The following is a 17,952-nucleotide window of genomic DNA, read 5'->3' as shown; positions in this document are numbered from 1 at the left end:
TAAGGATGATAGCTTTCTATTTTCCATTCCACTCTCACCCTTAACGATTAAGAGTTATTTTGTTCTAAAATGTGCTGAGATAGTTTTTCAGCATAGTCTCCAATTCTCTCCAAATTATTAATAATATCCACAAATAAGATACTAGCTGCTCCTGAACATTCTCCTTTATTTAAACGTAGAATATGCTTTTTGCGCAGTACCCTTTCCATTCGGTCAATCCGATCTTCAATTTCAAGAACGCCGCGGGCGCTTTTTATGTTTTTACTTTCCAAAGCTTTTATTGTTTCAGAAAGGGCTTTTGAAGTACTTTGGAACATTTCTTCTAAATCTGAAGAAGCCTCATTTGTAAAAAAGACTTTATTAGCCAATTGATAATCCACAAATTCCGTAATATTCTCACAATGAGCTCCTATTCTTTTTAAATAATGCACTTCTTCTTGGAGCCTAAAATAATCTTCACTCTCAAGCGTTGATAAAGCATTCTCAGATAACAGGAGAAAATACGCTTTTATTTTTCTTTCCTTGTTTTCTAATATTTCCATTAGATTTACGACTTCTTGAGCATGTATACGATCTCTCGTACTTAAATAGCTGTAAGCTTGTACAAAGTTTTTTAATAAAAGATGACTCATTTCAATAATTTCTTTTTGTACTTGACTCAGGGCAACTGTTGGGGCTTGCTCAATAAACTGTCTATCAAGATATCCCTGATTTTGAGTTACAAAGGTATTTCTTTCTGGAAAAGCTTTTGTAACTAAATATACGAGTACGCCTACAAATGGGAGCCAAAGAAGTGTGTTGAAAATATTAAAAACAGCGTGGGCAACAGCAATTGTAATTGCTCCATTGAGGTGAAAAGAAACTTGAACAACAGATATAAATGCTGTAAAAACAGGAAGAAATACTAAAAAAACAATCGTCCCTGACACATTTAATAAAACATGCGTTAAAGCTGCCCTTTTAGCGAGTACAGAAGCACTTAAAGAAGCTAAAACGACCGTCACTGTTGTACCAATATTTGCACCAAATAAAACAGGAAGTGCCGCTGTTAAACTAATAGAATCCTGCTTATACAACTCTTGCAAAACCCCAATTGAAACACTTGACTTTTGGACAACTGCAGTAAAAATCGTCCCCATACTCACTCCAAAAAAAGGGTTGTTTCCCATATTTAAAATAAAATCTTGAAATATGTCTAAGGAAACAATCTCTCTCATACCATCTCCCATAAGCTCTAAGCCTAGAAATAAAGCTCCAAACCCAAAAATAACTTGACCTATATAATGAACTTTTTTACTGTAAAAAAATACAATAAGCATCGAGCCAACGGCTAGCGCAGGAAGAAAATAAGAACTAAAATTAATACCAATAATGAAAGCTGTTAGCGTTGTACCAATATTTGCACCCATTATAACGCCAATAGCTTGCCTTAATGTCATAAATCTTGCACTTACTAACCCAAGAACGATAATAATCATTCCAGAGCTGCTTTGAACAAGAATTGTTGAAATCATTCCGGCAAAAACACCGATAATAGGATTACTCGTAAACGTATCAATAACTTTCCTGAGCCTCTCCCCTGTTGATTTCTGTAATCCTTCTCCTAAATATGTAATCGCAAATACAAAGAGGCCAAGGCCTCCAATAAATTCAAAAATTTGCTTCTGGAGCGTTACATCCATCGCTTCCCCTCCTTTAGCATCATGATGCTTTCCCTTTGTTCTCCGATAGAAGGACTTATTTATAAGTATGGACGATAATATACTTAAAAGACAACAAGATCTTTATATTTTTATCTAATCCTTTCTTGTTTTCTTTTATCTAATAACCTTTTGCTATAAAGGAGATAATACAAAGATGGATTCGCAATAACATTAATTCGCTATTATGATAGTTATGAAAACCCTGTAAAATACTTATTCAATATTGTTCTTCCACACCTTAAATATAATTAAAGCTAGCGTCGCTTCTATATAATTATCTATTGTGTTGTCAAAATGTAACTCCTGCAAAACCTCTCCTTGCTTTAATAGATAAAGACAAATGTTAACATAAATATAAAATAACCGTAGCATAAATCTATGCCTACGGTTATTTTCATTCATCCTAATTATAATTACGTACTTTATCTTCTCTTTCGCCTAAAATAGCTTCAGCAATGTTCACAGCATGATCACCGATTCGCTCAAAATTACTAATGATGTCCACAAAAACAATCCCTGCTGCACCTGAACATTTACGTTCATTCAAACGTAAGATATGTTTTTTCCGCAATGCTCGTTCCATAAGATCAATCTTATGTTCCTTTTCTAACACTTCTCGAGCACTATTCACATCATTATGTTCAAGAGCGTAGACTGCTTGTTTTACTGCACTTAAAGTAAGAGAGAACATCTCTTCTAAATCTGCTAAAGCATCATCTGTAATTCTCACTTTATTTGTTACTTGATACTCAATAAGTTCATTAATATTCTCAAAATGATCACCAATTCGTTCAATATCGCGAACAGAATCTAGAAGCATAGAATGCTCTTCACTTTCTCCTGGTGACAGCGAACTCGCTGATAATAAAACAAGATAATCTGTAATTTTTCGATCAAGATTATTAATCGCATCTTCAATTTGAACAGTTGTATCAAAATGTTTTCTTTGCTTTGTTTTCATATACTGTCCAGTTTCCTCTACGCCCGTTGTGGCAAACTGACCCATTCGAACAACTTCTTCCTTAGCTTGTCCAAGAGCAATTGATGGCGACTGTTCAATGAAGACCGGATCGAGATGACGGGGATTGTAGTCAATCGCTGTATCTTTGCCAGGAATTACTTTCGTTACAATATATGCTAAAACACCTACAAATGGAAGCTGAATAAGCGTATTCGTTAAATTAAAAGTACCATGTGCAAAAGCAAGTGTCATGGGTTTATTTAACGAGAAGGCTTCTTGCAGAAAGCCAACAAACTGAGTAAAGAAAGGTAAGATAATTAAGAAAATCGTTGTTCCAATAACATTGAATAAAACATGTGTAAGAGCAGCTCTTCTTGCTGCAATTGAAGCACCTAAAGATGCTAATACTGCTGTAATCGTTGTACCGATATTGTCGCCAAATAATACAGGAAGTGCTGCTTTTAAATCAATTGCATTTTGGCCGTATAATTCCTGTAAAATTCCAATTGTAGCACTCGAACTTTGCACAATAACAGTGAAAAGTGTTCCAACAACTACACCTAAAATAGGGTTATGACTCATACTTACTGTTAAGTCGTGAAAAGATTCTAAAGAACGTAGAGGCTTCATTGCCCCTCCCATTAATTCAAGACCAAAGAATAAAGCACCAAATCCAAAGAAGATTTGTCCAATATTATTAACTCGTTTTTTATTAAAGAAAAAGATGAGAACAGATCCAATAGCAAGTATCGGTAATGCATAAGCACCTACGTCAATTCCAATAATGAAGGCTGTTACGGTTGTTCCGATATTTGCCCCCATAATAACTCCAATAGCTTGCCTTAAGGTCATAAAACCAGCGCTAACAAGCCCTACAGTAATAACCGTTGTCCCAGAACTACTTTGTATTAATACGGTCACTAGCATCCCTGCTAGCACACCCATTATAGGATTTGTTGTAAACTTATCTAGAATATCACGAAGCTTATCTCCTGCTGATTTTTGTAAGCCGTCACCCATAGACTTAATACCAAATAAGAAAATCCCAAGTCCGCCAATAAATTCGAATATTAATGTTTGGATATCTAATTCCACACCTTCAACCCCTTCAAGCTTTTTATCTCTATTTTTTCGACATTTTTTTGAAACCCACAAATAGTTTTAACGTAAAAAAAATACTATGTAAACAGAACTCATTTAACATTTACAATAACTTAACATTACGTTTACATTGGGTTATTATTTATTTTACAAATTGGAAAATAAGGTTATTAACTCCTATTTTTTCAACGAGAAAGAACGTTCTATTTTTTAAATTTTCGATTCATCACGAAGAATCATCACTATAGTCTGGTATATAATTAATTCATTTAAACCCTGAATTTCACACTTATTTAAATGCTAATAAATTGCCTGTTTCCTTCCGAGCCTTTAAGTCCTACTTAATATTGCACCTCCCCTCATTTAACGCGTAGCAACAAAAAACTCTAAGGATTTTGTTATTACTGAACATTCCTAACAAATCTTTATTGATATGAAGGGGCATGGATTCGTATACGCAAGCCGAGCCAAACAGCAGCAATAATTGTTAACATTAAAGAGTTATAAAACATTACTTCAACATCCTTCATCCAGTTTTCAAAGATGATTGGCCCAAGTGCTACTCCAATGAACCGTACCATCCCATATATCGAAACGATAAATCCTCTCTCTTCCTCTCTTACTGATGAAGTCACGAGCATATTAATACATGGAAGCAAAAATCCTAATCCTCCAAGAGCTACTGTTAAGCAAAACATTAAAAAAGGTAGTGAATGAAAAAAGACCATAATAAAAAACATGGAAATTAAAAAAGTAACACCAATTACTACTAATTTTTTCATCATCATCTTATTCTCCTTAATTCTCTTTCCTGTCCAATAAGAGGTAATTGTCATCGCTCCTAGTGGAATAGCAAAAGATGTTCCTTTAAAAAAACCATCTATCCCATACTTTTCTTCAATAAGAAAGGAAAGATAGTAAAGAGAGCCGAATAATAAGAAGAGACAAAGCCCGCCTAAAAAAAACATTGGATACAGCCAGCGCTGTTCTCGTTTTAAAACTTTCCCAAGCTTCTTAATATAAGTTGAAAAAGAGACCGTGCTTTCCTGTTTTTCTTCTTTCACATATCTTGTAACTCCTATAAGAGGAATAATAGCTACTAGTGGAAAAAGAAAAAAAAGCGCGTACCAAGCGATAAGAGCAATTAAAGCCCCAATAATAGGAGCAATTACTTTTCCAATACCATTATATACTTCCAATATACCTAGCACTTTTGCTCTTCTGTCACCACTGAACAAATCACCCGCTAATGCCATTGCTAAAGGCGTAGTACCTGCTGCTCCCACTCCTTGGATGATGCGCCCAACCGTAAGCAAGGAGTAGCTATATTGAGACCCTACAATTTCACTAACTCCCGCAATCAAACTTCCAATTATGACCAATATAAGTGATAGAACAATGAGCTTTCTTCTTCCGTATCGATCAGAAAGGATGCCTACAAAAGGAATAGCAAGCGCAGCTGGCAATGAAAACGCACTTAAAATAAAGCTTGTTTGCGTATCATTTAAGTTAAGATTTTGCTGAATTTCAGGGAGGATTGGAATTAAAGAAGAATTCCCAAGAACCATTATAAAAGGAAGGAGTCCAAGCATCACAGTAATTTTTTGATCATTCATTTCTTTTCCTTCTTTCTCATCATGATGATGATTTTTCTAACATAATTTAAAAAGAGTATGTACAAAAGGCAAGGAGGAATATATGAAAAAACTAGGCGTACTTCTTATTGTATTATTTATCGGGTATGTTGCTTATTACGATATTAGTGTAGGAACGTTGAAAGCCTCTTCTCCACAAGCTGTTGAAACAGCAGCTGTGCAAAAACCGGAAAAACAAGATTATCAAACTGTTGTGGTCCAACAGGGCGATACTGTACTATCCATTATTAGTCAACTACAAAAGGAAGACTCCAATTTAAATATTGAGAAAATCAGCCAAGATTTTCGACGCTTAAACGATAACCTCTCACCTGAGAATATTCAAGTTGGAAAGAAGTATAAATTTCCAATTTACAGCTCCTCTTAGTATATTTCTTGTCAACTTCCCCTTTTCATTGCTAAAATATAAGAACAAAGTCACATTCCTTAGTAGTATTTCCATTCACGGAAGAAAGAAATGTATTCAACTTACTTTTACTACTAGTTATTTTTTCAATAACACGTTATTCTTATTAAGGAATAATGTTTGAAATGTGAACTTTACTAAAAGGAGATGTTAACACGTGAGTGAAATCATACATCGCACGAAGACTCGCCCTGTTAAAGTCGGTCATTTGACAATCGGTGGTAGCGATGAAGTAATAATTCAAAGTATGACAACAACTAAAACCCACGATGTCGAGGCAACAGTGGCAGAGATTAAACGTTTGGAAGAGGCAGGCTGCCAAGTTGTTCGTGTAGCATGTCCAGACGAACGTGCGGCAAATGCTATTAGCGAAATTAAAAAGCGTATCAACATTCCTCTTGTTGTAGACATTCACTTCGACTATAGATTAGCTCTTAAAGCCATTGAAGGCGGAGCAGATAAAATCCGAATTAACCCAGGTAACATTGGGCGTCGTGAGAAAGTAGAAGCAGTTGTAAAAGCGGCAAAAGAACGTGGAGTTCCAATTCGAATTGGCGTTAACGCTGGCTCTCTTGAAAAACGTATTTTAGATAAATACGGCTACCCTACTGCAGATGGAATGGTTGAAAGTGCACTTCATCATATTCAAATCTTAGAAGACCTTGATTTCCATGATATTATCGTATCTATGAAAGCGTCAGACGTTAACTTAGCAATTGAAGCATATGAAAAAGCAGCAAAAGCTTTTGACTATCCTCTACATCTAGGTATTACAGAGTCAGGTACGCTGTTTGCTGGAACGGTAAAAAGTGCTGCTGGACTTGGCGCTATTCTTTCAAAAGGGATTGGAAACACGCTTCGTATCTCACTAAGTGCTGATCCTGTTGAAGAAGTCAAAGTAGCTCGTGAGCTTCTAAAATCATTTGGTCTTGCTGCAAATGCTGCAACATTAATTTCTTGTCCTACATGTGGACGAATTGAAATTGATCTTATCAGCATTGCAAATGAAGTTGAAGAATATATTTCTACAATTAAAGCACCGATTAAGGTTGCTGTACTTGGTTGTGCTGTAAATGGACCTGGTGAAGCGCGTGAAGCAGACATCGGAATTGCTGGTGCACGTGGTGAAGGTCTTTTATTCCGTAAAGGAAAAACAGTGCGTAAAGTTCCTGAAGAAACAATGGTTGAAGAACTGAAAAAAGAAATCGACAAAATTGCTGAAGAGCATTACGCAAAAGAAAAAGCAGCAAAACAAGAAGAAGAAGCAAAACAAGAAGAAGAAGCAAACATATAGAAAAAGCGCCAAACGGCGCTTTTTTTATTTTCCAAACCACTTATCAATAAGTTCCTTTGCTTCATGCCATGTTGTCACACGATGAACATTTTGAGGAACAGGCAGTCTATTATATGGTGTATCAAACAAAATAACAGGAATTCCACATTCCTCACTTATTTCACATGCATTATCATGCTTATCTTCAAAAAAGACATCTACATCATATTTTTTAGCTGTTTCCACTTTTTCATGTGACCCAATTAAATCAATGTGATGAAAATGGACTCCATTCTCATCAAACCACCCTTTTGTTACGTCAAGTAGCTTGTCATGTCGTGCACTTATGTAAAAAAGTTCGTAGTCCTCTTTCCATTCCGCTAAAATGTCTTTTGCATATGGAGCTAATGGAGCATTTTTATAAATGTCTCGTTCATTCTCTTCGAACCATTGGCCAAGCTCTTCCCTACTTACATTTACAAATGGAACCAAATCGTATTCTTTAATATCATCAATTGTTAACGTAAGCTGAAATGCTTCGTTTAAGTACGGTATAAATGTTTCTGGTGATGTTACAGTTCCATCAATATCAATCCCAAATCGCTTTTTCCTCACGTTTTATCACTCCTTATGTACAGTGTAGCATACAAGCTATAGTCCCAAAAATGGAAAAGTTTAATTCCTATAATTACGAGCATTTGCTCCATACTATAAGTAATCAGCTTTATGCTGATAAGGCCAATACTTCGTTGAGATAATGAAGAATGTGTCTTACTTATGGGAGGCTCTCCATCTCTTATAAGTTCATCCATCAAGCTTTATTACACGTTATCTTGAACATTCAAGATTACAGAAAGCGGGGATCGCAATGGAGAAAGACCAATATCGAAAAGATTTAGATACACCGTATAAAGACCGAGAATATGAAGAACCTTTCATGGAAGAAACAGCAGCAGAATTAGGCGGAGATGTTCGTAATGAACGATATATTGAGCAAAAACGTACTGATAGAAGTCAAGATCGTAGCAACCAAAATGGTCGTGAAGGAATTGGCTATGGACGTTTAGGGCTTATCCTTTCTGTTCTTTCATTTTTCTTCCTTCCGGTTATCTTTAGTATCGCAGGCATTGTGTTAGGGTTTATCGCTCGTCGTAAAGGTGCAAGAAGCGTTGGTACATGGGCCATTGGAGTCGGAATTGTTTCCCTCCTGATTGCCATGTTTATCCTCCCATTTTTTTAACACATAGAAAAAGGGACAAGCTAGGCTTGTCCCTTTTCTTATACTGCACATTTTTTACATTTACCATAAACTTCAAACTTATGACCTGTTACTTGAAAACCATCTAATGAATCATCCACAATTGTCATTGGACATGCCGCAAGTTTCTCTGTTTTCCCACAGTCCAAGCAAATGAAGTGATGATGATGGTGACCAGCAGCGCACTGAAAGCGAAAGTGTTTCTCACCAGCAAGCTCTGTTACTTCTAGAATATTCAAGTCTGTAAATAGAGATAAATTACGATAAATTGTATCAAAACTCAATCCAGGATATGCATCTTTCATATTCTCTAACACATCTTTTGCTGTTAAATACTTATCTGTTTCAGCAAACAGTGTAAGCAAATCTTCGCGTTTTCCTGTGTGTTTGTATCCTTCATCTTTTAAAATCCGTATTGCATCATCAATGTTCATGTTTTCTTCCCCACCCTTTTTTTACTAAAATAGACCCTAACAAAATAAGAATGGCAATTACAACGATGACTCCACCTGGAGCAAGGTCTAAGTAATATGAAGAAATGAGTCCACCGATTACGGAAACTTCTCCAAAAATGATTGATAGAATAATTGTTTGCTTAAACCCTGTTGCTAATCGCATACTTGCTGCAACTGGAAGAGTCATTAAAGCAGACACAAGCAGAATACCAACAATATTCATACTTGCTGCAATAACAAGAGCAACCATGACAATAAATAGAAAATGAATAGCTTTTGCTTTTACGCCCGACGCTTTTGCATGCTCTTCATCAAATGATAAAATGAATAGCTCTTTATAAAAGATAATAATGGCAAGCGTAACAACAATCGCAACCCCCACAATAGTCCATAGATCTGTTCGGCTTACAGCACTCACGCTTCCGAATAAATAATTTAATAAATCGCTATTAAAGCCATCTGCAAGCGAAATGAAAATAACACTAATTCCAATTCCGCCTGATAGAATAATCGGAATAGCAAGCTCTTGGTAGTGACGGTAAAGACCGCGCAGTTTCTCAATAAAAAGTGAACCTGCTACAGAAAAAATCATACCAAAGTAAAGCGGATTAAGCTGATAACCGAGCTTTTTTTCTAACAGCAAGCTTGCTGAAATCCCCGCAAGGGTCACATGACTAAGCGCATCGGCGATAAGAGACAATCGTCTTACAACGATAAAAGCACCAAGAAGCGGCGCTAGAAAGCCAATTAATATCCCTGTAATAAATGCATTTTGTAAAAATTCAAACTGAAATAAATTTGCGATCATACCGGTTGTCCTCCATGTTCATGAGACAGAACGTGAACGTGATGCCCATAAAATGCGGACAGGTCCTTATCTTTTAAACTCTCAAACTCTGCTGTTTTTCCGTGAAAATGAAGGTGCTTATTTAAACAAGCCACATGAGTAACTTTTTCTGTGATTGTGCCAATATCATGTGTAACAAGTAAAAGCGTGATTCCCTTTTCCTTATTGAGATGAGAAAGTAAATCATAGAAGTTTTGAACATTCAACGCATCTACCCCAACTGTTGGTTCATCTAAAATTAATAGATTAGGATCACTTACAAGGGCACGCGCAATAAAAATCCTTTGCTGCTGTCCTCCTGAAAGCTCCCCAATATTACGTTTCATAAAAGCTTCCATTCCAACAGCTCGTATTGCTTCTTCTACCTTCTTTTTATGCTCGCTCTTCATAAATTTAAATAAACCAATTTTTGATGTAAGTCCTGTTGAGACAACTTCAAAAACAGTTGCAGGAAAGCCTGAGTTAAAGCTGTTTGCCTTTTGAGAGACAAACCCTATTTTACTCCAGTCTTTATATTTGTTCACATCTGTTCCAAACAGTTTAATAGAACCTTTATAAGGTTTTTGCAATCCTAGAATACTTTTGATAAGTGTTGATTTTCCAGAACCATTTGGTCCAACCAACCCTAAAAAAGCGCCCTGTGGCACTTGTAAGTTAATATTATCTAGCACTGTTTCTCGATCATATCGAAAGGACATATCGTTTACTTCAAGTGCATATTGTTGAGTCAATGTTCTTCACCATACTTTTTATAAGAATCATTACGATTTGGTTACTTATGTAGTATACAGGAACACACTATTTTTGTAAATACAAAGGTTTTTAAAGAAAAAAAGACGCCAGCATCTTCTCCTGAAATCGATGCGGCTGCCCTTTTTAGTGGATGGCAGACTTGAACTGCGCTCCTTTTGTTTCTTGCGTATTCATAATCGTAATGAAGGCTTTTGGATCTACTTCATGTACAATTGCTTTTAGCTTCGTTACCTCAAGACGTGTTACAACAGCATAAATAACTTCCTTATCTTCATCTGTATAGCCGCCTTTTCCTTTTAACTTTGTTGTTCCTCGGCCAAGACGATCTAATATCGCATCAGAAACATCTGCATAATGATCAGAGACAATAATCACAGCTTTTGTTTCATCAAGCCCTTGTATAACAGTATCAATTGTTTTAAATGCAATATAGTAAGCCATTACAGAATACATCGCTTGTTCAGGACCATATACAAAGCCAGCCCAAATAAAGATAAAAATGTTCACAAACATTACAAATTCACCTAGTGAAAACGGCAGTTTTTTTGTTAAAAGGATACCTAAAATTTCTGTACCGTCCATTGTACCACCATTTCGAATAACTAACCCAACTCCAGCACCAAGAATGAGCCCTCCAAAAACGGTAGCTAAAATAGGCTGTGTTGTAAAAGCCTCTACATGGTGAAGCTGTGATTCAATAACAGCTAGACATACAATTCCGAAAATTGAAGAGAACACGAATGTTTTGCCAATATATTTGTACCCAGAATACATAAACGGCAGGTTAATGATAATAACGAGCGTTGCAAAGTTTACAAACGGGATAGCTCCCGCATTAAGGTGACTCAAAATAAGCGATACACCAATAACGCCGCCATCAATAATATCATTGGGAACAAGAAAAAGCTCAATCGCAACAGCAGCTAGACCTGCTCCAATAACAATTAAAAAATAGCGCATTAAAAAGTGTGACAGCTTTTCTTTTTTATGTTGTTTCATAATAACTTTGACTCCCCCCTCTTGGTCCACTTTTTAAAATGCACAAAAGTTCTCTGTGATTCTTTGATTAACCAAGGCTTTACTTTATTAGGATGCATTATGAAATCATGTTTTGTGCACTAAGACACGTTTGCTCTTCATAAACATAGACTGTAACAACGAGAATAAGGAGGCTTTTGAATGGGTATTTTCAAACAGATTGTGAACAATAAAATCAATCGGATGTCTGTAAAAGAACTACTGAAGTATAGCAAAAAATATGACGTTAGCTTGACGGATACACAGGCAGCTACCCTTGTTAATATTATGAAGGAAAAAAAAGTTGACATTTTTAATGTAGAGGAAAGAAAAGAGTTAATAAAAAAAATTGCACGAGTAACAGATCAACAAACAGCACGTAAGATTAATCAACTCATTCAAGAACTAATCGCAAAGTAATGCATATAATCAGGAGAACAACCCTCAGGAACTCAGTAGTCGTTCTCCTGGCTTATTTTAATGAAACAATTTCTCTCTAAACTCTGAATCAAATTCTCCTGAACGAAGCATCTCGATCTCAACTTTATATGGAGGCTTCTTATTTTTTTTATCTTCGCCAACATAAGGAGTTTCTAAAATCTTAGGTATATGTGCAAGTGTAGGATGGTTCGCAACATAGTGGAGGGCTTTAAAACCGATATGCCCAAAACCAATATTTTCATGGCGGTCTTTTCCTGCTCCTTGTTCATTTTTACTGTCGTTAAGATGAACAACTTTAATGCGTTCAACTCCTACAATCTTATCAAATTCCTCTAATACTCCATCAAAATCTTCTTTAATGTTATATCCAGCATCATGTGTATGACATGTATCAAAACAAACCGAAAGCTTTTCATTGTGCGTAACACCATCAATGATTTTAGCGATTTCTTCAAAGGAACGTCCACATTCAGAGCCCTTTCCAGCCATCGTTTCTAGAGCGATTTGAACCTCTTGCTCTGCCGTCAGCACTGTATTTAAACCTTTAATGATTTGTGAAATACCTTCTTCACTTCCAGCTCCAACATGTGCTCCTGGATGAAGAACAATTTGACGGGCCCCTAGCGCTGCTGTACGTTCAATTTCAGAGCGTAGAAAATCAACACCTAGCTGGAATGTATCAGGGTTTTTTGTGTTCCCGATATTAATAATATACGGAGCATGGACGATAATGTTGTCGATTCCATTTTCACGCATATGAATATGACCTTTTTCAATGTTCAGTTCTTCAATTTTTTTACGCCTTGTATTTTGTGGCGCGCCTGTATAAATCATAAATGTATTAGCTCCATATGAAGATGCTTCTTCACTAGAACCTAATAGCATTTTTTTCCCACTCATAGAAACGTGCGAGCCTATCTTAAGCATATTGCTACCTCCACTACGTAAATATTTCTCAGTTGCTTTTCATCGCGTCCTAATTTAGTACGCTTTATTTTATCATAAAAGCAGCTTTTCAATCAAAAAAGACGCTACATAGAGCGTCTTTTCCTTACTTTATTTCTTACGTGAATTTCTCGTATTGCGCTTTTGTTTTTTTACATAACGATCAATCTCACGCTGACGTTTCTTTTTATATCCTGGTTTTACTTTAGCTGGTTTACGGATGAACTTATGAGCGGTTTTTTCGACTTCATCCTCTTGTCTCACACGCTTGCGGCGCTTGTTGCGATCATCAACTTCAACCCATTCATTTCTTTCTAAGTCTTTGTTCACAAACTCGATGCCTCTGTTTTCTAAGCTCATAAGTGCTTCATAGTGACCTTGTTCATAGATTGTAATGGCCGTTCCATCATAACCAGCACGAGCCGTTCTTCCAACACGATGCACATAGAAGTCTAAATCTTGTGGAATTTCATAGTTAATAACATGACTTACTCCTTGAATATCAATTCCGCGTGCTGCAAGGTCTGTAGCTACAATGTATTGATACTGAAGGTCTTGAATTTGCTTCATGCTGCGTTTACGTTCACGAGGCTCTAATCCACCATGAATACGAGCTACTTTTAGGCCTTTTTCTAAAAGGTGATCTGCAAGCTCGTCTGCACTTTTCTTCGTATTAGCAAAAACGATTGCTAAATATGGATTAAGGTTTGTTAACATATTATAAACAAGTTCTTTTTTATCACGATGACGCTGGGGAACTAAAATATGCTCAAGCTTTGCTGCTGTAAGCTGTTTTGGCGCAACGTGTGTATAACGTGGATTATCTAGGTATTTCTTTAAAAATGGCTTAAGTTTCTCAGGAATTGTGGCTGAGAAAACAAGGATTTGAACATCTTCCTTCATAGCCGCTGCAATGCGATCTACATCTTCAATAAAGCCAAGATCAAGCATAAGATCAGCTTCATCAACTACAATTGTATCCACTTGACGAACAGAAAGAGCTCCTTCTTGCATCAAATCATGAATACGACTTGGTGTTCCAACAACAACATGTGGCTGTTGCTTAAGCTTCTCAATTGTACGCTGCTTGTCTGTTCCACCAATTAAGCATTTAGACGTTATCTTCGCATCTTCTTCTGTGAAGATCGTAATTTTTTGTACTTCTTCGTGAATTTGCAGAGCAAGTTCACGCGTTGGTGCCATAATCACAGCTTGTACATGATCTTTATGCGGATTAATCTTATTTAAAATAGGAAGTAAATATGCATGTGTCTTCCCTGTTCCAGTTTGTGATTGCCCAATCGCACTTTCCCCATTTAACAGAGAGGGAATGATACGCTCCTGAATTTCAGTTGGCTCATAAAAGTTTAAATCCTTTATCGCCTCTATTAAAAACGGTTGAAACGAGAATTTTTCAAATTTGGTTTGTTTCATGTTAATCTCCTTTTCTTTTTACCCTAAAGCAAACTGTATATGATTATAAGCGAGTATGCTTATAAAGTCTATACTCCCCTTCAAAAACATCTTCATTAAGGTCCCTCTCAATAAGCAACTCCCTTTTTTGTGCATATAGTATAGAAAGTTTATTAAAGGAGGTGTATTCATTGTTTCCTAGACGATCTTTCCCACCGCCAATGACTCGAGGAGGAATGGCCCCTTTTCAAATGACAAGAGGAGTACCAAACATGCCGCAACCATCGTCTGGCGGAGGTATCTTAGCAAAAATTTTAGGTCGAAACGCTGGCCTGTCTAGCGTCCAAAACGCCGCAGCCGCTCCGAAAGCGTTCAACCTAACGTCTGTGATGACGAACGTCCAAAAAGTCTTAGGTGTTGCTGAGCGCGTAACACCAATGGTACAGCAGTATGGACCAATGGTAAGAAACGTGCCGGCTATGTTTAAAATTTACAAAGCCCTTAAAGATGATAATACCACTGATGATCAATCAACGCCAAGTGATGTTGAAGAGCCAGTTGTTAAAAAAGAAGTAAAAAAGGTTAAGAAATTAAAACAGCCTAAAACTTCCACTCAAACAAAAGCAAGTGCCAAAACTTCTAACCAAACAAAAACAAAGGCTAAAACTTCCCAGCCCAAACTTTATATTTAACTTAGCTCTTCCACATTTCTTTCTTTGTATTCTGCAGTATCCTCCTTTATAATGAAACAAGAGTACCTGCTCTTTCTAGTTTAACGAGGAGGATTGATGATGGAAATAATTAAAATAGCACCTCGCGGATATTGTTATGGGGTTGTAGACGCTATGGTTATTGCCCGCAATGCCGCTTTAGATAAAAGTCTACCTCGTCCCATTTATATTTTAGGGATGATTGTACACAACAAGCATGTAACAGATGCGTTTGAGGAAGACGGCATCATTACGCTTGATGGAGCAAACCGTTTAGAGATTTTAGAAGGAATTGAAACTGGAACTGTCATTTTCACAGCACACGGTGTATCTCCAGAAGTTAAAAAACGCGCGAAGGAAAAGGGTCTTACAACTATTGATGCTACTTGCCCTGATGTAACAAGAACGCATGATTTAATTCGCGCGAAGAAAAAAGAAGGCTATCAAGTGATTTATATTGGAAAGAAAAATCACCCAGAGCCAGAAGGAGCACTTGGTGTTGCCCCTGATATCGTCCATCTTGTTGAAAAAGCTGAAGATGTGAAAAGCTTGAATATTGAAAGCGACAAAATCATTGTTACAAATCAAACAACAATGAGCCAATGGGACGTATTAGACGTAATGGAAAAAGTGCAAGAAAAATTTCCACACGTTGAGCAGCATAAAGAAATTTGTCTTGCTACTCAAGTTCGCCAAGAAGCTGTTGCAGAACAAGCTGGTGAAGCAGATGTGACGATCGTTGTTGGAGATCCAAAAAGTAACAACTCAAATCGTCTAGCACAAGTTTCAGAAGAAATCGCTGGCACAACAGCTTACAGAATTGGAGATCTTTCAGAGCTTAAAATTGATTGGCTAAAAGGAGCTAAGAAAGTTGCTGTTACAGCTGGTGCTTCTACGCCAACTCCAATTGTGCGTGAAGTTATTCAGTTTATTGATCAGTTCGATGAACATGACGAAACAACATGGAAAAATGAAAAGAAAGTTCCGCTTTCTAAAATTTTACCAAAAGTTAAACAACCACAACCAGCGCAAGAACTTTCGCGCTCATAATTAAAAAAGGTGAGGCATTAATGCCTCACCTTTTTTACATGAATTGAAATGGGTTTGTATCTTCTTCAGATGGAAATACTTCACATAGAATTTTTTCATCCTTAAACAGAGCTGTTAACTTGTCTGTAACGCCTTGTTTCATGATTTGCTCAACATGATGACCAGGATCAATAACATTAAGTCCTACATTCATTGCATCTTGAGCAACATGGAAATATAGATCTCCTGTCACATAAACATCGGCACCTTTAAATTTAGCTGTATACATATATTTATTACCGTCTCCGCCTAAAACAGCTACTTTACGTACTTTGTCTTGAAGATTTCCAACAACGCGAAGGCCACTCACACCAAAGACACGTTTAACACGCTCAGCAAACTCCCCTAGCGTTGTTTCCTCTTCAAGTTTGCCAATGCGTCCTAAACCGTACTCTTCTCCTTTTTGGCTAAGGTCATAAACGTCATAAGCAACTTCCTCATAGGGATGTGTTTTTTTCATTGCTCGTATAATGTTCTTTTCATCTGAAGCTTTGAATACTGTTTCAATTCGTACTTCTTCTTCTTCATGAAGTTCACCTGTTGTCCCTACATAAGGATCTGTGCCTTCTAGTGGAAGAAATGTGCCTTTTCCTTCGGTATTAAACGTACAGTGGCTGTAGTTACCGATATGCCCCCCACCTGAGGTTCCAAGAGCATCTCTTACCTCATCAGCATGACTTTTTGGAACGAATACAACAAGCTTTTTCAATGCTTCTTCACCTGTTGGAGCAAGCACGGTCGTATCTTTTATTCCTAGAGCATCTGCTAATAAATCATTCACGCCGCCTTTTGTCACATCAAGGTTTGTATGTGCAGCATAAACGGCAATATCGTGTTTTAAACATTTTTCTACAATTCTTCCGGTTGCTCCATCTGTTGTTACTGTTTTTAAAGGTCGAAAGATTGGCGGATGGTGAGCAATAATTAAATCCACTTTTTTTTCAATTGCTTCATCTACCACATTTTCCATAACATCTAATGTAACCATTACGCGCTTTACAGGTTTGCTTAACGTTCCAATTTGAAGACCAATTTTATCTCCTTCAACCGCTAAGTTCTTTGGCGAAAATGATTCAAATACTTCAATAATTTTTTGGCCGCTTACTTCCTTTGCCACTATAAAACCTCCCTAATCGATTTTAAATCTTGTTCCATTTCCCCTTTTCTTTTTAAGTTTTCTTGTGTTAAAGTGCTTTTTTCAAGCTGCTTAATAATCCGTTCAAGATGGCTTTCTTCATGAATCCACTTTTTTACAAACGTTTCGTTTTTCTCTTCACGTAAGAAAGGCCCAAGCAAAAGACCTTTTTCTAATGCGTCACCATATGGAGCCATAGGATTTCCTCTCTCAGCCATTAACACTTCATAAATGTGTCCATCTTCTTCAAGGATATGTTCTCCTTTAAGTTCCCAGTCGTTATTAATAAGCCACTTACGGACATTTCTTGCCCCAATATTAGGCTGCAAAACAAGACGAGTAACACCTTCTAATTTGTGTTTTCCCTCTTCTAGAATGTTTGTAATCAATGCACCGCCCATTCCTGCTATTACAACACAGTCTACTTCTCCTTTAGAGATCACTTCAAGGCCGTTCCCTTTTCGAACGCTAATCTTCTCATTGAGCTCTAAATTTTTCACTTGATTTAAAGCCGACTGAAACGGACCGTCCGTAATTTCTCCAGCTACAGCTCCTTTTATGTATCCCATCTCATACGCATAGCAAGGTAGATATGCGTGGTCAGATCCAATATCAGCAATAACGGCTCCTTTTGGGATAAATTCTACCGCTTGCTTAAGACGATTTGATAATTTAACTGTCGTCAATCATGTCACCTACTCATGTTATTTTCTTCTCTCATAATAAAGATTTCAGCGCTCTCTTTCAAGTTCAAAGAAAAAAAGAACATAAAAAAGCCCCTTTTGAATGT

General features: G+C 36.8%; 18 protein-coding genes. 6 read left to right on the top strand and 12 right to left on the bottom strand.

The window, feature by feature from the left end; translation table 11 throughout:
• Positions 1-47 precede the first annotated feature (47 nt).
• The 3 genes from B9N79_RS02050 to B9N79_RS02040 all read right to left on the bottom strand — a co-directional run bounded on the left by B9N79_RS02050 (position 48) and on the right by B9N79_RS02040 (position 5,381).
• Positions 48-1,682: a Na/Pi cotransporter family protein gene (locus B9N79_RS02050; RefSeq protein ID WP_040056806.1), complete on the bottom strand. Its 1,635-nt coding sequence runs from the start codon at positions 1,680-1,682 to the stop codon at positions 48-50.
• Between the two features lie 424 nt (positions 1,683-2,106).
• On the bottom strand, positions 2,107-3,759 hold the full coding sequence (locus tag B9N79_RS02045; protein WP_040056807.1) for a Na/Pi cotransporter family protein: 1,653 nt from the start codon (positions 3,757-3,759) through the stop codon (positions 2,107-2,109).
• A gap of 431 nt (positions 3,760-4,190) precedes the next feature.
• A complete protein-coding gene (locus B9N79_RS02040; protein ID WP_040056808.1) occupies positions 4,191-5,381 on the bottom strand; it encodes an MFS transporter in 1,191 nt (396 codons plus the stop codon).
• 82 nt (positions 5,382-5,463) lie between these two features.
• On the opposite strand from B9N79_RS02040, the gene B9N79_RS02035 reads away from it, so the two are divergent.
• Together B9N79_RS02035 and ispG are read left to right on the top strand one after the other, a co-directional pair.
• On the top strand, positions 5,464-5,787 hold the full coding sequence (locus B9N79_RS02035) for a LysM peptidoglycan-binding domain-containing protein (protein WP_019391466.1): 324 nt from the start codon (positions 5,464-5,466) through the stop codon (positions 5,785-5,787).
• Positions 5,788-5,992: 205 nt separating this feature from the next.
• The gene (gene ispG / locus B9N79_RS02030; protein WP_182928788.1) at positions 5,993-7,120 is read left to right on the top strand and encodes a flavodoxin-dependent (E)-4-hydroxy-3-methylbut-2-enyl-diphosphate synthase; all 1,128 of its coding nucleotides are present in this window, start codon (positions 5,993-5,995) and stop codon (positions 7,118-7,120) included.
• Between the two features lie 24 nt (positions 7,121-7,144).
• Here the strand turns inward: ispG and B9N79_RS02025 are convergent, their stop codons facing one another.
• Positions 7,145-7,714, bottom strand: coding sequence for a 5' nucleotidase, NT5C type (locus B9N79_RS02025; protein ID WP_019391464.1), 570 nt, complete (start codon positions 7,712-7,714; stop codon positions 7,145-7,147).
• Positions 7,715-7,967: 253 nt separating this feature from the next.
• Here B9N79_RS02025 and B9N79_RS02020 point away from each other — a divergent pair, with 253 nt between their 5' ends.
• On the top strand, positions 7,968-8,339 hold the full coding sequence (locus B9N79_RS02020) for a DUF4190 domain-containing protein (protein WP_040056809.1): 372 nt from the start codon (positions 7,968-7,970) through the stop codon (positions 8,337-8,339).
• Positions 8,340-8,377: 38 nt separating this feature from the next.
• Here the strand turns inward: B9N79_RS02020 and B9N79_RS02015 are convergent, their stop codons facing one another.
• The 4 genes from B9N79_RS02015 to B9N79_RS02000 all read right to left on the bottom strand — a co-directional run bounded on the left by B9N79_RS02015 (position 8,378) and on the right by B9N79_RS02000 (position 11,411).
• Positions 8,378-8,791, bottom strand: coding sequence for a Fur family transcriptional regulator (locus tag B9N79_RS02015; protein ID WP_019391462.1), 414 nt, complete (start codon positions 8,789-8,791; stop codon positions 8,378-8,380).
• Positions 8,781-9,620, bottom strand: a complete 840-nt coding sequence (locus B9N79_RS02010; RefSeq protein ID WP_040056810.1) for a metal ABC transporter permease — start codon at positions 9,618-9,620, stop codon at positions 8,781-8,783. Before B9N79_RS02010 ends, B9N79_RS02015 begins: the two co-directional genes overlap by 11 nt.
• Positions 9,617-10,357, bottom strand: coding sequence for a metal ABC transporter ATP-binding protein (locus tag B9N79_RS02005; protein ID WP_040057056.1), 741 nt, complete (start codon positions 10,355-10,357; stop codon positions 9,617-9,619). The genes B9N79_RS02010 and B9N79_RS02005 overlap by 4 nt, the downstream gene beginning before the upstream one ends.
• Positions 10,358-10,535: 178 nt before the next feature.
• Entirely contained in the window at positions 10,536-11,411 is an 876-nt protein-coding gene (locus B9N79_RS02000; RefSeq protein ID WP_019391459.1) for a YitT family protein, read from the bottom strand.
• A gap of 180 nt (positions 11,412-11,591) precedes the next feature.
• On the opposite strand from B9N79_RS02000, the gene B9N79_RS01995 reads away from it, so the two are divergent.
• Positions 11,592-11,849 (top strand): DUF2624 domain-containing protein, encoded by a 258-nt coding sequence (locus tag B9N79_RS01995; RefSeq protein ID WP_019391458.1) that lies wholly within the window; start codon positions 11,592-11,594, stop codon positions 11,847-11,849.
• Positions 11,850-11,906: 57 nt separating this feature from the next.
• Here the strand turns inward: B9N79_RS01995 and B9N79_RS01990 are convergent, their stop codons facing one another.
• Both B9N79_RS01990 and B9N79_RS01985 read right to left on the bottom strand, forming a co-directional pair.
• Positions 11,907-12,797, bottom strand: coding sequence for a deoxyribonuclease IV (locus B9N79_RS01990; RefSeq protein ID WP_019391457.1), 891 nt, complete (start codon positions 12,795-12,797; stop codon positions 11,907-11,909).
• Between the two features lie 129 nt (positions 12,798-12,926).
• Positions 12,927-14,249, bottom strand: a complete 1,323-nt coding sequence (locus B9N79_RS01985) for a DEAD/DEAH box helicase (protein ID WP_019391456.1) — start codon at positions 14,247-14,249, stop codon at positions 12,927-12,929.
• A gap of 170 nt (positions 14,250-14,419) precedes the next feature.
• Between B9N79_RS01985 and vrrA the strand changes: the two genes are divergently transcribed.
• Entirely contained in the window at positions 14,420-14,920 is a 501-nt protein-coding gene (vrrA, locus tag B9N79_RS01980) for a VrrA/YqfQ family protein (RefSeq protein WP_019391455.1), read from the top strand.
• A 99-nt stretch (positions 14,921-15,019) separates the two neighbouring features.
• Complete coding sequence (locus B9N79_RS01975; protein ID WP_040056811.1) at positions 15,020-15,988, top strand: 4-hydroxy-3-methylbut-2-enyl diphosphate reductase; 969 nt, start codon at positions 15,020-15,022, stop codon at positions 15,986-15,988.
• 34 nt (positions 15,989-16,022) lie between these two features.
• On the opposite strand, the gene B9N79_RS01970 is transcribed toward B9N79_RS01975, so the two are convergent.
• Both B9N79_RS01970 and B9N79_RS01965 read right to left on the bottom strand, forming a co-directional pair.
• Complete coding sequence (locus tag B9N79_RS01970; RefSeq protein ID WP_085117693.1) at positions 16,023-17,144, bottom strand: Nif3-like dinuclear metal center hexameric protein; 1,122 nt, start codon at positions 17,142-17,144, stop codon at positions 16,023-16,025.
• A complete protein-coding gene (locus tag B9N79_RS01965; protein WP_046217863.1) occupies positions 17,144-17,848 on the bottom strand; it encodes a tRNA (adenine(22)-N(1))-methyltransferase in 705 nt (234 codons plus the stop codon). The genes B9N79_RS01970 and B9N79_RS01965 overlap by 1 nt, the downstream gene beginning before the upstream one ends.
• Between the last annotated feature and the right edge of the window lie 104 nt (positions 17,849-17,952).

The sequence above is a fragment of the Priestia filamentosa genome, assembly GCF_900177535.1.
In the GTDB taxonomy this organism is placed as follows: Bacteria; Bacillota; Bacilli; order Bacillales; family Bacillaceae_H; genus Bacillus_I; species Bacillus_I filamentosa.
Note: the sequence above shows the minus strand (reverse complement) of the source record. Positions and strands in the feature narration are given on the sequence as shown.

Coding starts and splice junctions, on each gene's coding strand:
- B9N79_RS02010 (WP_040056810.1), bottom strand. CDS start 9,620: ATGATCGCAAATTTATTTCAGTTTGAATTTTTACAAAATGCATTTATT.
- B9N79_RS01995 (WP_019391458.1), top strand. CDS start 11,592: ATGGGTATTTTCAAACAGATTGTGAACAATAAAATCAATCGGATGTCT.
- B9N79_RS02040 (WP_040056808.1), bottom strand. CDS start 5,381: ATGAATGATCAAAAAATTACTGTGATGCTTGGACTCCTTCCTTTTATA.
- B9N79_RS02015 (WP_019391462.1), bottom strand. CDS start 8,791: ATGAACATTGATGATGCAATACGGATTTTAAAAGATGAAGGATACAAA.
- B9N79_RS01975 (WP_040056811.1), top strand. CDS start 15,020: ATGGAAATAATTAAAATAGCACCTCGCGGATATTGTTATGGGGTTGTA.
- B9N79_RS01990 (WP_019391457.1), bottom strand. CDS start 12,797: ATGCTTAAGATAGGCTCGCACGTTTCTATGAGTGGGAAAAAAATGCTA.
- B9N79_RS02050 (WP_040056806.1), bottom strand. CDS start 1,682: ATGGATGTAACGCTCCAGAAGCAAATTTTTGAATTTATTGGAGGCCTT.
- B9N79_RS02000 (WP_019391459.1), bottom strand. CDS start 11,411: ATGAAACAACATAAAAAAGAAAAGCTGTCACACTTTTTAATGCGCTAT.
- B9N79_RS02005 (WP_040057056.1), bottom strand. CDS start 10,357: ATGTCCTTTCGATATGATCGAGAAACAGTGCTAGATAATATTAACTTA.
- B9N79_RS01985 (WP_019391456.1), bottom strand. CDS start 14,249: ATGAAACAAACCAAATTTGAAAAATTCTCGTTTCAACCGTTTTTAATA.
- B9N79_RS02035 (WP_019391466.1), top strand. CDS start 5,464: ATGAAAAAACTAGGCGTACTTCTTATTGTATTATTTATCGGGTATGTT.
- B9N79_RS02020 (WP_040056809.1), top strand. CDS start 7,968: ATGGAGAAAGACCAATATCGAAAAGATTTAGATACACCGTATAAAGAC.